The following is a 14,733-nucleotide window of genomic DNA, read 5'->3' on the forward strand; positions in this document are numbered from 1 at the left end:
GCGTAGGGGTCGCGGGACCCGGGAGGAATGGGGGGATGCGCTTATCCCGCGCAACGGCGACGGGGCGGGAGCACCGCTCCCGCCCCGTGTGCGCTTCCGTGTCCGCTCAGTCGGTCGGCTCGTCCGCCTCGATCACGCCGGATGCGGCACCGACGCCCGCCGGCAGCTCGCGGCCCGGCTGGCGACCCGTCGTGAAGACGAACTCCCCGTCGACCAGGTCGACGTGCACGTGATCGCCCGCGTCGAGGCGGCCGTGCAGGATCTCCTCGGAGAGCCTGTCCTCGATCTCGTGCTGCACCGCGCGGCGCAGCGGCCGGGCGCCGAGGGTCGGCTCCCAGCCGAGCTCGATCAGGCGGACCTTCGCGGCATCCGTGATCTCGATCGTCATGTCGCGGTCGAGCAGACGCTCCGAGAGGCGCTTGACGAACAGCTCGACGATCTGACGCAGCTCGTCCTGCGAGAGCTGCGGGAACACGATCGTCTCGTCGACGCGGTTCAGGAACTCCGGCTTGAAGTGCTTCTTGAGCTCCTCGACCACCTTCGCCCGCATCGCCCGGTACGAGTTCTCGGCGTTGCCCTCGATCGTGAAGCCGACCGGGCCACCCGTGATGTCCTTCGTGCCGAGGTTGGTCGTCATGATGATGACGGTGTTCTTGAAGTCGACGACGCGACCCTGACCATCCGTCAGACGACCCTCCTCGAGGATCTGCAGCAGCGAGTTGAAGATGTCGGGGTGCGCCTTCTCGATCTCGTCGAAGAGCACCACGCTGAACGGCTTGCGGCGCACCTTCTCGGTGAGCTGGCCGCCCTCCTCGAAGCCGACGAAGCCGGGAGGGGCGCCGAACAGCCGCGACACGGTGTGCTTCTCGCCGTACTCGCTCATGTCGAGCGAGATCAGGGCACCCTCGTCGTCGAACAGGAACTCCGCGAGCGCCTTGGCGAGCTCGGTCTTGCCGACGCCCGTCGGGCCGGCGAAGATGAACGACCCCGAGGGGCGCTTCGGGTCCTTGAGGCCGGCGCGCGTGCGACGGATGGTCTTGGCGAGCACCGAGATGGCCTCCTCCTGACCGATGACCCGCTGGTGCAGGGCCTGCTCCATGAAGATGAGCCGAGCCGACTCCTCCTCGGTGAGCTTGAACACCGGGATGCCGGTGGCGGCCGCGAGCACCTCCGCGATGACGCCCTCGTCGACGGTGCCGGATGCGGCCACGTCGCCCGAACGCCACTGCTTCTCGAGGCGCAGGCGCTCGCCGAGCAGCTTCTTCTCCTCGTCGCGCTTGAGGGCGGCGAGCTCGAAGTCCTGGTCCTCGATGGCGCCCTCCTTCTCGGCGCGCACCGCGGCGATGCGCTCGTCGAACTCGCGCAGCTCGGGCGGGGCCGAGAGGATGCTGAGGCGCAGACGCGCGCCCGCCTCGTCGATCAGGTCGATGGCCTTGTCGGGCAGGAAGCGGTCCTGCACGTAGCGGTCGGCGAGGTTCGCGGCGGCGACGATCGCGCCGTCCGTGATCGACACCTTGTGGAAGGCCTCGTACTTGTCGCGCAGGCCCTTGAGGATGTTGATCGTCATGGGCAGCGAGGGCTCGGCCACCTGCACCGGCTGGAAGCGGCGCTCGAGCGCGGCATCCTTCTCGAAGTGCTTGCGGTACTCGTCGAGCGTCGTCGCGCCGATGGTCTGCAGCTCGCCGCGGGCGAGCAGCGGCTTCAGGATGTTGGCCGCGTCGATCGCGCCCTCGGCGGCACCCGCGCCGACGAGGGTGTGGATCTCGTCGATGAAGGTGATGATGTCGCCGCGCGTGCGGATCTCCTTGGTGACCTTCTTGAGGCGCTCCTCGAAGTCGCCGCGGTAGCGCGAGCCGGCGATCAGGCTGCCGAGGTCGAGCGTGTAGAGCTGCTTGTCGCGCAGGGTCTCGGGCACCTCGCCGCGCACGATCGCCTGGGCGAGGCCCTCGACGACGGCGGTCTTGCCGACGCCGGGCTCGCCGATCAGCACGGGGTTGTTCTTGGAGCGGCGGGAGAGGATCTGCATGACCCGCTCCATCTCCTTCTCGCGCCCGATGACGGGGTCGAGCTTGCCCTCGCGGGCGGCCTGGGTGAGGTTGCGGCCGAACTGGTCGAGGATCTGGCTGCCCTTGTCGGGGCTCGCCTCCTGCGCACCGGTGGCGACCTGCTCCTTGCCCTGGTATCCGGACAGCAGCTGGATGACCTGCTGGCGCACGCGGTTGAGGTCGGCGCCGAGCTTCACGAGCACCTGGGCCGCGACGCCCTCGCCCTCGCGGATGAGGCCGAGCAGGATGTGCTCGGTGCCGATGTAGCTGTGGCCGAGCTGCAGCGCCTCGCGCAGGCTCAGCTCGAGCACCTTCTTGGCGCGCGGGGTGAAGGGGATGTGGCCGGTCGGCTGCTGCTGACCCTGGCCGATGATGTCCTGCACCTGCTCGCGCACGGCATCCAGCGAGATGCCCAGCGACTCGAGCGCCTTCGCGGCGACGCCCTCACCCTCGTGGATGAGGCCGAGCAGGATGTGCTCGGTGCCGATGTAGTTGTGGTTGAGCATCTTCGCCTCTTCCTGGGCGAGGACGACCACCCGGCGGGCTCGGTCGGTAAAGCGCTCGAACATCTCGATCTCCTCACACCGCGGATGCGGGTACCGCGGCGATACATCGAGGGTAACGAGCACCCCGCGTGCCGCATGCCCCTGTTCGCCGTGGGCGCATCGCTCGGGAGAGGGTCTTGCGCGACTTATCGTTTGTCGATAACTTAACGACATTCGATAAGAAGGGAGCTCCGCCATGGAGACCACCTCGGCACCGGCGGAGGTGAGCCGCGTGGACCGCGTCGCGATCTGGCTCATCCTCGCCATCGGCGCACTCGGCGGCGGCTTCATCGCCGGTCTCGGCTTCGTCACGGCCGTCTTCCGCATCCTCGACCCCGCGCGCTACCCCGTGAGCCTGCTCGCCGACGTGCCCGTCGACGGCGGTCCGGGCATCGTGCAGGTGCACGGCGACAGCATCGTCGTGAACGCGGACGGCCTCGCCCCCGGCACCGTCTGGGCGCTCGCGGCCGGCGACTTCTTCGAGGCGCTCACGATCGCGCTCGTCACCGCGAGCTTCGCCTACGTGCTGTGGCGGGTCGCGCAGCGCCGGCCGTTCCACCGCACGGTGCAGGCCGCCGCCCTCGTGGCCGGATTCTCGCTCGCCCTCGGCGGCATCCTCTCGCAGGGCATCGGCGGGCTCGGGCAGATGATGGCCGCGACCGACCTCGAACCGACGCTCGGCGACATCGTCATGCCGGGCTTCCTCTTCACCCCGACGCCCTTCGTGGTCGGTTTCGGCGTCATGGCGCTCGCCTACGTGTTCCGCACCGGCACGCGGCTGCAGCGCGAGACGGAGGGCCTCGTCTGATGTCGAACGCGTTCTCCCCCGTGCTGTGGATCGTGGCGCTCGTCGCGCTGCTCGTCGTCGTCGGCGGCATCGTCCTCGTGTCGCTCGCGTTCCGCCCCGCGGTCGCGACCCGACTGCTGCCGGTGATCCGGATCGGCGCCCGCCTCATCGCCGTCGCCGTCGGCATCCTCTGGGTCGTGGCGACCCTGCAGGTGCTGTTCTCGGACACGGTCACCGTGACGATCCCCGTCGAGCCGCTGCCGCTCGACGCCTCCCCCGACGGCGTCGTCTTCACCGACGGCCCGACCGCGACGATCGTCTCCGGCGGGCTCGACCGGATGACCGCCGAGGTCACGGGTCTCACCCTCGGCACCCGCGTCACCCTCGCGCTCGGCATCCTGTTCATGGCCGGCATGACGGTCGTGCTCGCCCACGTCGTCGCGCGGCTCGCCGCCGCGATCCGCGCGGGACAGCCGTTCCGCCGCGACGTGCCGCGCGCGTTCCTCGTCGCCGCACTGGCGGTGTTCATCGGGGGCGGGCTCGGCAGCCTCGCCGGCCAGCTCGGCGGCTGGCTCGCGAGCCGGGAGGTGCTGCAGGTGTGGGGCTGGAACTACAGCGGGCCGCTGTCGCCCGACTCGCTCACCGACTTCGGATGGCCGGATGCGGCGTCCCTCCGCCTCGACTTCGACTCCTGGCCGCTGTTCATCGGCTTCGCCCTCGCGGCGGTCGGAGTGGCGTTCCACGCCGGGGCCGTGCTGGCCGAACGCGCCGCCGTGGCGGAGCGGGAGCTCGAGGGGCTCGTCTGATGGCGCCGGCCGAACCCGACGACGAGGGCCGCATCCACTGCCGGCTCGACGAGCTGCTCGAGGAGCGGGGGATGACGCTGACACGGCTGTCGGAGCTGGTGGGGGTGAGCCTCGTGAACCTCTCGGTGCTCAAGAACGACCGGGCCCGCGCCATCCGCTTCTCGACCCTGACCGCGATCTGCGACGCCCTCGACTGCCAGCCCGGCGACCTGCTCAGTCTGCGCTGACCGTCACGGGGTGCAGTAGCCGGGGATGAAGCCGGCGCGGGGGATGCCCGCGTCGGCGAGGGCGGAGGCCAGCTCGGCGTCGTCGGGGCCGGAGGTGGGCGTGCCGTCGGTGCAGTCGGTGCGGGTGACGACCCCGCCGCCGTCCCGCCCCATCACATTCACGACGAGCACCCCGTCGACGGCGGCGGATGCCTCGCGCACGAGCGCGGCGAACTCGCGCCAGTGGGCCGCATCCTGAGGCGCATCCGCCACCGTCAGGAGGAGGCCGATCACGACGGTGTCGTCGGCCTCGGAATGGTGGTACCCGAACCAGACCGATTCGTCCGGCATCTCGGGAACCGTCTCGTCGCCCGGGAGCGCGTTGGGCGGCAGCGGGATCGACGTGTCGCCGACGAGGGCGAGCACGGCGTCGGGCGGCAGGCCGTCGGTGAAGCTGAGCCCCGGCAGCAGCCACTGCGTCCCGCGCTCGGGCGCCGCGTCGAGGGCCGCGCGCACGGCGGTCGCGTTCGCGACGAAGGCGCGCGTCGTGGCGGTGTCCCCGCGGTCGATCGCGCCGACCACCCGCGACCACGCGGGCGCGGCGCGGATGAGGCTGAACTGGAGGCCGGGCCCGATCGCCTCCCCCAGGCGAGCCGCGAGCTCCACGTCGGGCGCGGGCGCGGCATCCGCGTCCGCGGGGTAGTCGACGTGGAGCACCTCCGACCGCTGCACGACCGCGAGCTCGACCTCGTCGAGGTCGCCGGTCGCCGCCGTCATGATCGTGTCGGCGACGGCGCGCCACTGCCCGACCGAGGCGTCCGCGTCCATCCGCACCGTGAGGTCGGCCGAGTACGGTGCGAAGCCCAGCCGCGAGTCCGCGCTCGCGTCCTCCACGCCGTCGAGCTCGCGCACACCCGACACGAGCGAGTCCATCCGGTCGAGCAGCTCCTGGCCGTGGCTGAGGTCGTCGACCGCCTGCCGATACTGGTCGACGAAGCCGCACCCGGTCAGCAGCAGACCGAGCGCGGCGACCGCCGCGAGGGCCCCCGCGACCCGTCCTCGACGCATCCTCACCCCTGCGACGCTACCGAGGACGCCGCCGACGGGAACGCCCCCGTTCGGGCGCCCGCGGGCTCAGTGCTGCTGGCCGTCGAGCGAGACGGTGCGCAGATCGAGGCGCCGCAGCACCGCGTTGACGGCCTCCGGGTCGACGCCGCGCTCGGCGCGCATGCTCAGCACCTCGCGCCGCGCCGCAGCGAGCGCCTCCCGCAGCATCGCCTCGATCGCATGCACCTGGGCGCGCTGCTTCGCCTCGTACGTCTCGTCGACGACGTCGTCGTCGTGCTCGAGCAGCGAATGCAGGCCGCTGATGCGGCGGCGGGCCCGCTCGACGAGCTCGGGGTCGAGCTCGGCGATGTGGGCCGAGGACTGGATGGCGGTCGCCGCCGCCCGCTCGGCGCGCAGGGCGATCTGACGCTCCTCGCTCTCGACGAGCACGTGGTCGTCCTCCGGCTTCAGGATGCGCATGAGGGCCGGAAGCGTGAGCCCCGGGATGACGAGGGTCACGAAGAGCACCGCGCAGGCCGTCGCGAGCATGAAGTTGCGGCCCGGCACCGCGGTCGGGAGCGCGAGTGCGAGCGCGAGGGTCGCGAGGCCGCGCATCCCGCACCAGGTGACGAGCACGATGTCCTTGAGCCGCGACGTCGCGCTCGACCGGCGGACGTCGGCCACGCCCTCGACGCGCCTGCCGCCGCCGAGCAGCGCCCCGACCCACAGCAGCCGCACGAGCACGACCACGACGCAGATGGCGAGGATCGCCGGGATCCAGCCGAACAGGTTCGCGCCCTCGTCCTCGATGACGTAGCGCATCTCGATGCCGACGAGACCGAACGCGACACCCGTCGTGATCAGCTCGACCACCTCCCAGAAGGAGGCGCGGGTGAGCCGCTCCTGCGAGTCCTGCGGGCGGTCGCGGCGCACGAGCTCGACGGCGGTCACGACGACCGCGACGACGCCCGAGAAGTGCAGCTGCTCGGCGAGCATGAACACCGCGTACGGACCGACCAGGGTGATGGCGGTGCGGGCGACCCGGTTCGGCACGATGTGGTTGATCGCACCGACGAGCCACGCCATGAGGAAGCCGAGGATGACGGCGCCCGCCGCACCCGCGAGGAACGCCGGCACGAGGCTCCAGCCGACCTCGCCGCCGGAGAGCGCCGCCGACACCGCGGTCTGGAAGATGACGATGGCCATCGCGTCGTTGAAGAGGCCCTCGGTCTGCAGCATCGTCATGAGCCGGCGCGGCATCCGCACCTTGCCGGCCACCGCCTCCACCGCGACCGGGTCGGGCGGGGCGACGATCGCGCCGAGCGCGATGGCGGCCGGGAACGACAGCACCGGCATGAGGTACCAGGCGACACCCGCGACGGCGAGGGCGGTGAGGGCGACGAGCAGCACCGCCATGAGCACGAGCGTCTTCCACCGCAGCCGGAACACGCCCCACGAGCTGCGCTGCGCGACCGCGAACAGCAGCGGCGGCAGGAACAGCGGCAGGATCAGGTCCGGTTCGATGTGCAGCTCGGGCATGAACGGCAGCCAGGCGGCGGCCGCGGCGGCGATGAGCACGAGCACCGGATACGGGAGCCGGATGCGCTCGCCGATCCCCGCGAGCAGCACCGTGCCGAACATCAGGGCGATGAGCAGCACGACGAATTCCATCTCGTCCCCCACCCTATCTGCGCTGAGTGGTCGGTTTCTGGCCCCAAACCGATGGTTTGGGGCCAGAAACCGACCGGTCAGGGCGGGGGCGTAGGGTCTCGGCATGAGCAACCTCGAGCGGGATCCGCAGGAGCTCGTCTGCGTCGTGGACCCGGAGGCGGATGCGGGCACCGTCGAGGTGCTCGAGCCGCGGGAGGTGCCGCTCGGCGGACCGCGCGCGCTCATGGTGCGCCGCACCCTGCCGCAGCGCAGGCGCTCGCTCGTCGGCGCCTGGTGCTTCGTCGACTCCTACGGCCCCACCCCGGCCCCGCGCGCCGGCGTCATGGACACGCCCCCGCATCCGCACACCGGGCTGCAGACGGTGAGCTGGCTCTACGAGGGCCAGATCGAGCACCGCGACTCCACGGGCGCGCACCAGCTCATCGACCCGGGCGCCGTGAACCTCATGACGGCCGGGCGCGGCATCCAGCACTCCGAGGTGTCGACGACGGCGGCGGCCACCCTGCACGGCGTGCAGCTGTGGACGGCGCTGCCCGACGCCTCACGCGGGGTCGCCCCGTTCTTCGAGCACCACGTGGCCGAGCTCGCGACGGTCGGCGAGGGCACGCTGCGGGTGTTCGTGGGCTCGTGGCTCGGCATCACCTCGCCCGTCACCGCCTACACCCCGCTCGTCGCGGCCGAACTCGCGCTGCCGGCCGGGGCATCCGTCGTGCTGCCCGCCGACCCGGGCTTCGAGTACGGCCTCGTCGTCGACCACGAGCCCGCGCGGCTGAACGGCACGACGGTGCCCGCCCACCACCTCGGGGTCGTCGGCACGGGCACGGATGCGCTGCGCATCGAGACGTTCGACGGCCCGCTGCGGGTGCTCGTCATCGGCGGCACCCCGCTCGAGGAGCCGATCGTCATGTGGTGGAACTTCGTGGGCCGCAGCCACGACGAGATCGTGGCGTTCCGCGGCGCGTGGCAGCACGAGGTGATCGCGGATGCCGACCCCGCCGGCCGCTTCGGCCGCGTCGCGGGCTACGACGGCCCGCCCCTCCCGGCCCCCGAGCTCCCGAACGTGCGTCTGCGCCCCCGCGAGTCCGCATCCGGCTGAGTTCAGCCCTCGTCGGCGCCGGACCCCTTCGCGGCCGCGCGGCGGGCGCGCTCCTGCGCCTCCATGTCGGCGTAGACCTTCCGCTCGGTGCGGTCGGCGCGGATGATCGCGCGGAGGATGAACCAGAACACGAGACCCAGCGCGATGGTGGGGACGAGGGAGAAGATCGCGTTTCCCCAGAAGTCGGTGGGCATGCCCGAATCCTACGTTCCCGGGCTCAGCGCGGGCTGAGCACGACGACGAGCACGACGATCACGAGGATGAGGACGAGTCCGCCGTACATGACGAGCCGCGAGGTGCGACGATCCATGCTCAGCCCTTCGCGACGATCCCGACGATGCCCGTGATGATCAGGTAGAGCCCCACGCCCGCCACCACGATCCACAGGATGATGCGGTTCGTGGAGATCTTGGGGGGTTCCTCCCCGGGCAGACGGTCGGGCATGTCTCGAACCTACTTCACGAGGGGGAAGAGGATCGTCTCGCGGATGCCGAGGCCGGTGATCGCCATGAGCAGTCGGTCGATGCCCATGCCCATGCCGCCCATGGGCGGCATGCCGTGCTCCATCGCCCGCAGGAACTCCTCGTCGAGGCGCATGGCCTCGTCGTCGCCGCGGTCGGCGAGCTTCGCCTGCTCGATGAAGCGCTCGCGCTGGATGACGGGGTCGACGAGTTCGGAGTAGCCGGTGGCGAGCTCGAAGCCGCGCACGTAGAGGTCCCACTTCTCGACGATGCCGGGGGCGCCCGGCTTGTCGCGCACGAGCGGCGAGGTGTCGACGGGGAAGTCCATGACGAAGGTGGGGTGCTCGAGCTCGCCCTTCACGAAGTGCTCCCACAGCTCCTCGACGTACTTGCCGTGGGTGGGCAGCTTCACCTCGACGCCCTCGCGGGCGGCGAGCGCGGCGAGCTCGGCGAGCGGGGTCTCGGGGGTGATGCGGATGCCGCTCCGCTCCGAGAGCGACTCGTACATCGACAGGCGGGCCCAGTCGCCGCCGAGGTCGAACTCGGTGCCGTCCGCCCAGGTGACGACGTGCGATCCGGATACCGCCACGGCCGCGTTCTGGATGAGCTCCTGGGTGAGGTCGGCGATCGTGTGGTAGTCGCCGTAGGCCTGGTACGCCTCGAGCATCGCGAACTCGGGGCTGTGGGTGGAGTCGGCCCCCTCGTTGCGGAAGTTGCGGTTGATCTCGAAGACGCGGTCGATGCCGCCGACGGCGGCGCGCTTGAGGAACAGCTCGGGCGCGATGCGCAGGAACAGCTCGGTGTCGAAGGCGTTCGAGTGCGTGACGAAGGGGCGCGCCGCGGCTCCTCCGTGCATCGTCTGCAGCATGGGCGTCTCGACCTCGAGGAAGTCGTGGGAGGCGAAGGTGGCCCGCAGCGACGCGACCGCCTTCGCACGCGCGACGACGGTGTTCCGCGCCTGCTCGCGCACGATGAGGTCGAGGTAGCGCTGACGCACCCGGGTCTCCTCGGAGAGCTCCGAGTGCAGGTTCGGCAGCGGGAGGATCGCCTTCGCCGCGATCCTCCACTCCTTGGCCAGGATCGAGAGCTCGCCGCGGCGGGACGAGATCACCTCGCCGCGCACGAACAGGTGGTCGCCGAGGTCGACGAGCTCCTTCCAGCGCTGCAGGGACTCCTCGCCCACCTCGGCGAGCGACACCATGGCCTGGATGCGGGAGCCGTCGCCCGACTGCAGCGCCGCGAAGCAGAGCTTGCCGGTGTTGCGCAGGTGCACGACGCGGCCGGCGACCCCGACCTCGACGCCCGTGGCGGCATCCGCCTCGAGCTCGCCGTACCGCGCGCGCAGCTCGGGGATGGTGGCGGTGATCGGCAGTCGAACCGGGTAGGCCTCGTCGCCCTCGGCGAGGAGGCGCTCGCGCTTGGCGAGCCGCACGGCCTTCTGCTCGGCGATCTCCTCGCCGGTCAGTTCGAGGGGGGTGTTCTGCTCGGTCACGGGGGTGCTCAGTTCAGGTAGAGGTCGTCGTTGTCGATGAGGCGGGCGGGCCCGACCTGCGCGGCGATGAGCACGCGCGCGGGGCCGCGGTAGTCGTCGGGCACCGACTGGAAGGTGCGCGGGTCGACCACTTTAAGGTAGTCGACCGCCACGAGCTCCTCCCCCATGAGCACCGACTGGGCGGCCGCGATGACGGCGTCGATGCCCCGGTCGCCCGCGGATGCCGCCGCCTCGAGCGCGCGGTGCAGCACGGGGGCGGCCCGGCGCTCCTCGGCCGAGAGGTAGCGGTTGCGACTCGAGAGGGCGAGGCCGTCCGCCTCGCGCACCGTCTCGACGGGCACGATCCTCGTCGCGATGTCGAGGTCCTTGACCATGCGCTGCACGAGCCAGAGCTGCTGGGCGTCCTTCTGCCCGAAGAGCGCGAACGCGGGGCGCACGATGCCGAGCAGTTTCGCGACGACGGTCAGCATCCCGTCGAAGTGCCCGGGCCGGCTGCGGCCCTCGTAGAGCTCGCCGACGGTGCCGCCGCGCACCGTGATGCGGGGCTTGCCGTCCGGGTACATCTCGGCGACGTCGGGCGCGAACACGTACGCGACGCCGTGGCCCTCGAGCGCGGCGAGGTCGGCCTCGAGGTCGCGCGGGTAGCGTTCGAGGTCCTCCTCGGGACCGAACTGCAGGGGGTTCACGAAGATCGACACGACGACCGTGTCGGCGAGGGATGCGGCCTCGTCGACGAGCGCGAGGTGCCCCGCGTGCAGGGCGCCCATCGTCGGCACGAGCGCCGTGCGCCGCCCGTCGAGCAGGGTGCGCAACTCGGCGATCGTGGTCACGACGGCGGGCTGGGTCACGGTTGACAAGGCTACTGCGCGAGCGCGTTCTCGACGGCCGAGCGGATGAGGGGGCCGAGCAGGCGGGTCGGCTCGTCGACGCCCGCCTCCCGCAGCTCGCGCACGAAGCCGGCCACGGCATCCGCCGCGAAGGAGCGCGCCGAGGCGATCACGGCACCGTACGCGGCGCGGTCGGCCTCCGCCACGACGACCGGTTCGGCGCCGAGCTCCACGACGAGCGCCTGGGCGATCGGCAGCACGGGCGCGGGCGCGGTGACAGCGCACCAGCACTCCTGCAGGCGTGCGAGGTCGATGCTCGTGCCGGTGAACGCCATCGCCGGGTGGATGGCGAGCGGGATGGCGCCCGCGGCGAGCGCGGGCTGCAGCACGGCCGTGCCGTGGCCGGGCGCGGTGTGCACGACGAGCTGGCCCGGCTGCCACGCGCCGACGGCGGCGAGCCCGGCCACGAGGTCCGGGAGCTCTTCGTCGGGCACGGCGAGCAGCACGAGCTCGCTGCGCTCGACGAGCTCGGGGACGGTGAGCACGGGCACGCCGGGCAGCAGCGCGTCGACGCGGTCGCGCCCCCCGTCGGAGACCGTGGCGACGCCGACGATCGCGTGGCCGGCTCCGCCGAGCGCGGCGCCCAGCACGGGCCCCACCCGGCCGCCGCCGATCACCCCGACGCCGAGGCGCCCGTCGCGGCTCGTCACGCGGTGCCCCAGCGGTGGCTGCGGTCGGCGCGGATCGCCACGACGCCCGCCGCCGACACCTCGCGGAACAGTTCCGCCGCGTCGGCGACGTCGAGCGCCCCGATCGAGGCGCCGACCGGCCCCGTCACCGTGTGCACGCGCACCTTGGCCAGCCGCAGGGCGCGCTCGAGCGGCCCCTGGTGCGCCGCGACGCTCTGGGTGCGCGCGGTCGGCACGACGGTGAGCGAGCGCCAGATCGCTCCGCGGCGCAGGATCACGGCATCCGGATGCAGCAGGAAGCCGTTGCGCCGCCACGAGAACCAGCGCAGCAGGGCGCCGCGGCGGGGCGAGGTCGTGAAGCCGTCGTCCGGTCGCGCCTTCGCGAGGCCGCCCTCGATGAGCTCGCGGGTGCCGTCGCCGACGAGCTCCGGCAGCACGAGCTCGAGCACGCGCAGCACGTCGGCGCGCGAGCCGATCGGCAGGATCGTGGTGCTCTGCTGGCCGGCAGCACCGCTCGCGCTCGAGTGCGAGGCGAGGTTGATGCGCACGGTCCACCAGTCGAAGGGGCGCCAGAGCAGCTCCTGCGTGATCTGCACGGCGTGGATGCGGCCCGGCGGCAGGGTCTCGTTGCTCGTGGAGAGCAGCCCGAAGCCGACGCGCACCCCGTGCGGGGTCGCGGCGATCGAGTAGCGCAACGACTTGACGACGCGGTTCACGAGGAACGAGCCGTAGCCGAACACGATCGGGAGGAGCGCGAAGATCAGGTACGGGCCCGCGTCGGTGCGCGGGATCACGACGATGAAGGCCACGGCGATCGCGAGCATGATGAACGTCATGGCGCTCAGCATCGTCGAGCCGACGAGCCGCCCGGCGCTCATCTTCACGACCGACTCGGGCGGGGCGATCGAGGGGTCGAGCTCGGGCGCGGTGAACTCGGCGATGCGCGCCCGGGCCACCTCGGCGAGCGCGGGTGCGCCGGCCTCGCCGACCGCCTCGCCCGCCGCATCCCCCGCCGCCGCGGCGCGCTTGGCCTCCTGGATGCCGGAGGCGCGCTGCAGGATCTCGACCCGCAGCCCGTCGGCGTTCGCGCCGCCGAGGTAGGCGAGCTGCATGTTGGCGTCGGCCCCCGCCGCGCTGATCTCGAGCCGGGCCGCGCCGAAGATGCGCGCGAACAGCGGGCGCGCGATGTTGATGCCCTGGATGCGGTCGAGCCGCGCCTGCCGGTGCGAGCGGAACACGACCCCCGAGCGCACCTCGACGAGCTCGTCGGTGACGCGGAAGGTGTGCATACGCCACGACAGCCAGAACAGGGCGATGATGAGCAGCAGCACCCCGAGCGTCACGAGCAGCCCGATCACGAGGTAGCGCTCGAGGATGATCGTGATCGGGTCCTCGGTGCAGAACTCCTCGGGGCAGTCGAATCCGGGTACCAGCAGCTCGAAGATCCGCTCGCGCAGGTTCGCGATGACGGCGCCGAGGATCGCGATGAACACGATCCCGCCGCGCAGCAGCGGGGTCGCCGGATGCAGGCGGTGCCATTCGCCGTCGGCGAGCTGCGTCACAGCCCCGCCCGACGCGTCTCGGCGACCGCCACGAGGTGGTCGCGCAGCTCCTCGGCCTCGGCGAACGGCAGACCCGGGATGGTGACCCCGGATGCCGCGGCCGCCGTCACGAGCTTGAGCTCGGCGAGTCCGACCGCCCGGGCGAGCGGTCCGCGGTTGATGTCGACGAGCTGCATCCGCCCGAACGGCACGGCGACGAAGCGCTGGAACATGATGCCCGTGCGGAACAGCAGGTCGTCCTCGCGCAGCCGGTAGCCGATCGCGCGCACCCGGCGCGGGGTGAGGGCGAGCATGACGATGCCGAAGACGCCGACCGCGATGGGCGCGGCCCACCACCACGCGCCCCAGCCGAGCAGCCAGGCCGGCAGGCTCGAGGCGGCCGTGAACAGCACGCCCGTGACGAAGGTGCCCACGAGGTCCACGACGAGGTACTTGGGCGACACCCGCCGCCAGTCGCCCGGCACGGGGTCGAGTCGTCCGGATGGGGCGGGGGCGTCGTCGGTCACGCCCTCACGCTACCCGGGTCAGCGCGGGCGCGGGGCCGCGACCGACTCGCGCACCACGAGCCGCGTCGGCAGCAGCACGCGCTGCGGCGGGGCGCCGTCGAGCGATTCGCTCGCCACCCGCAGCACCTCGCGGCCGAGCAGGTCCCAGTCCTGCGCGATCGTGGTGAGCGGCGGACTGAAGTCGACCGCCTCCTCGATGTCGTCGAAGCCGACCACCGAGACGTCCTCGGGGATGCGCAGGCCCTCCTCGCCGAGGGCGCGGTAGGCGCCGAGCGCCATCTGGTCGTTCGCCGAGAAGATCGCGGTGGGCAGCTCCTCGCGCGGCGTCGTCTCGATGAGCCGGCGCATCGCGAGGTAGCCGGAGTGGGCCGACCAGTCGCCCTGCAGGGGCTCGGGCACGGGGCGCCCGCGCTCGCGCAGCATCCGCTCCCAGGTCTCCTGGCGGCGGGCGGCGAAGAACGAGCCGGGAGCACCCGCGATGTGGTGCACCGTGTGGTGGCCCGCCTCGAGCAGGTGGGAGACGGCGGCCTCGCTGCCGCCGATCTGGTCGGAGTCCATCGCCGAGACGTCGGGGTTCGACTGCGGGCCGATGAGGATCGCGTGCATGCCGGGCGGCACCTGCATCGGGGTGTCGAACTCGAGCTGCGAGGTGAGGATCGACACGATCACATCGACCGCCATCTCCTCGAGGCGCGTGAACGCGCCGCTCGTGGCGAGGCCGGTCGCGGCGGCGATCGGCATGAGGGTCGTCGCGTAGCCGTTCAGGGCCGCGTACTCGGACACCGCCTCGACGGTGCGCCGGGTGCCCACCGCGTGCAGGCCCTGGTAGACGATGCCGATCGTCTTGTAGCTGCCGCGGCGCATCGCCCGGGCGGCGAGGTTCGGCCGGTAGCCGAGCTCCCGCATGACGGTCAGCACGCGATCCCGCGTCGCATCGTTGACGTTGGGTTCGCCGTTGGCCACGCGCGACACCGTCTGCAGGGACATCCCCGA

General features: G+C 72.0%; 15 protein-coding genes. 4 read left to right on the plus strand and 11 right to left on the minus strand.

What is annotated here, in order from left to right; genetic code table 11:
* Positions 1-106: 106 nt before the first annotated feature.
* Positions 107-2,614: an ATP-dependent Clp protease ATP-binding subunit gene (locus D7I47_RS04875; protein ID WP_120762006.1), complete on the minus strand. Its 2,508-nt coding sequence runs from the start codon at positions 2,612-2,614 to the stop codon at positions 107-109.
* 172 nt (positions 2,615-2,786) lie between these two features.
* On the opposite strand from D7I47_RS04875, the gene D7I47_RS04880 reads away from it, so the two are divergent.
* From D7I47_RS04880 to D7I47_RS04890, 3 genes are read left to right on the plus strand one after another with little or no spacing between them, the layout of a single operon-like run.
* Positions 2,787-3,398, plus strand: a complete 612-nt coding sequence (locus tag D7I47_RS04880) for a hypothetical protein (RefSeq protein WP_120762007.1) — start codon at positions 2,787-2,789, stop codon at positions 3,396-3,398.
* Complete coding sequence (locus tag D7I47_RS04885; protein ID WP_120762008.1) at positions 3,398-4,183, plus strand: hypothetical protein; 786 nt, start codon at positions 3,398-3,400, stop codon at positions 4,181-4,183. The genes D7I47_RS04880 and D7I47_RS04885 overlap by 1 nt, the downstream gene beginning before the upstream one ends.
* Positions 4,183-4,410: a helix-turn-helix domain-containing protein gene (locus tag D7I47_RS04890; protein ID WP_120762009.1), complete on the plus strand. Its 228-nt coding sequence runs from the start codon at positions 4,183-4,185 to the stop codon at positions 4,408-4,410. The genes D7I47_RS04885 and D7I47_RS04890 overlap by 1 nt, the downstream gene beginning before the upstream one ends.
* A 3-nt stretch (positions 4,411-4,413) precedes the next feature.
* Here D7I47_RS04890 and D7I47_RS04895 read toward each other — a convergent pair whose 3' ends face one another.
* A complete protein-coding gene (locus D7I47_RS04895; protein ID WP_157981638.1) occupies positions 4,414-5,463 on the minus strand; it encodes a hypothetical protein in 1,050 nt (349 codons plus the stop codon).
* 60 nt (positions 5,464-5,523) lie between these two features.
* Positions 5,524-7,107, minus strand: coding sequence for a cation:proton antiporter (locus D7I47_RS04900; RefSeq protein ID WP_120762011.1), 1,584 nt, complete (start codon positions 7,105-7,107; stop codon positions 5,524-5,526).
* 103 nt (positions 7,108-7,210) lie between these two features.
* Here D7I47_RS04900 and D7I47_RS04905 point away from each other — a divergent pair, with 103 nt between their 5' ends.
* Positions 7,211-8,203: a pirin family protein gene (locus D7I47_RS04905; protein WP_120762012.1), complete on the plus strand. Its 993-nt coding sequence runs from the start codon at positions 7,211-7,213 to the stop codon at positions 8,201-8,203.
* Positions 8,204-8,205: 2 nt separating this feature from the next.
* Here D7I47_RS04905 and D7I47_RS04910 read toward each other — a convergent pair whose 3' ends face one another.
* The 8 genes from D7I47_RS04910 to D7I47_RS04940 all read right to left on the minus strand — a co-directional run bounded on the left by D7I47_RS04910 (position 8,206) and on the right by D7I47_RS04940 (position 14,727).
* On the minus strand, positions 8,206-8,397 hold the full coding sequence (locus D7I47_RS04910; RefSeq protein WP_120762013.1) for a hypothetical protein: 192 nt from the start codon (positions 8,395-8,397) through the stop codon (positions 8,206-8,208).
* 118 nt (positions 8,398-8,515) lie between these two features.
* A complete protein-coding gene (locus D7I47_RS15185; protein WP_264371285.1) occupies positions 8,516-8,647 on the minus strand; it encodes a hypothetical protein in 132 nt (43 codons plus the stop codon).
* 9 nt (positions 8,648-8,656) lie between these two features.
* Positions 8,657-10,156, minus strand: a complete 1,500-nt coding sequence (gene lysS, locus D7I47_RS04915; RefSeq protein WP_120762014.1) for a lysine--tRNA ligase — start codon at positions 10,154-10,156, stop codon at positions 8,657-8,659.
* Positions 10,157-10,164: 8 nt separating this feature from the next.
* Positions 10,165-11,004: a pantoate--beta-alanine ligase gene (gene panC, locus D7I47_RS04920; protein ID WP_227000851.1), complete on the minus strand. Its 840-nt coding sequence runs from the start codon at positions 11,002-11,004 to the stop codon at positions 10,165-10,167.
* A gap of 11 nt (positions 11,005-11,015) precedes the next feature.
* Positions 11,016-11,693 (minus strand): Rossmann-like and DUF2520 domain-containing protein, encoded by a 678-nt coding sequence (locus D7I47_RS04925; protein ID WP_120762016.1) that lies wholly within the window; start codon positions 11,691-11,693, stop codon positions 11,016-11,018.
* A complete protein-coding gene (locus D7I47_RS04930) occupies positions 11,690-13,234 on the minus strand; it encodes a PH domain-containing protein (protein WP_120762017.1) in 1,545 nt (514 codons plus the stop codon). The genes D7I47_RS04925 and D7I47_RS04930 overlap by 4 nt, the downstream gene beginning before the upstream one ends.
* On the minus strand, positions 13,231-13,740 hold the full coding sequence (locus D7I47_RS04935) for a PH domain-containing protein (RefSeq protein WP_227000853.1): 510 nt from the start codon (positions 13,738-13,740) through the stop codon (positions 13,231-13,233). Before D7I47_RS04935 ends, D7I47_RS04930 begins: the two co-directional genes overlap by 4 nt.
* 18 nt (positions 13,741-13,758) lie before the next feature.
* Positions 13,759-14,727 (minus strand): LacI family DNA-binding transcriptional regulator, encoded by a 969-nt coding sequence (locus tag D7I47_RS04940; protein ID WP_264371286.1) that lies wholly within the window; start codon positions 14,725-14,727, stop codon positions 13,759-13,761.
* Between the last annotated feature and the right edge of the window lie 6 nt (positions 14,728-14,733).

The sequence above is a fragment of the Protaetiibacter intestinalis genome, from assembly GCF_003627075.1.
GTDB lineage: Bacteria > Actinomycetota > Actinomycetes > Actinomycetales > Microbacteriaceae > Homoserinibacter > Homoserinibacter intestinalis.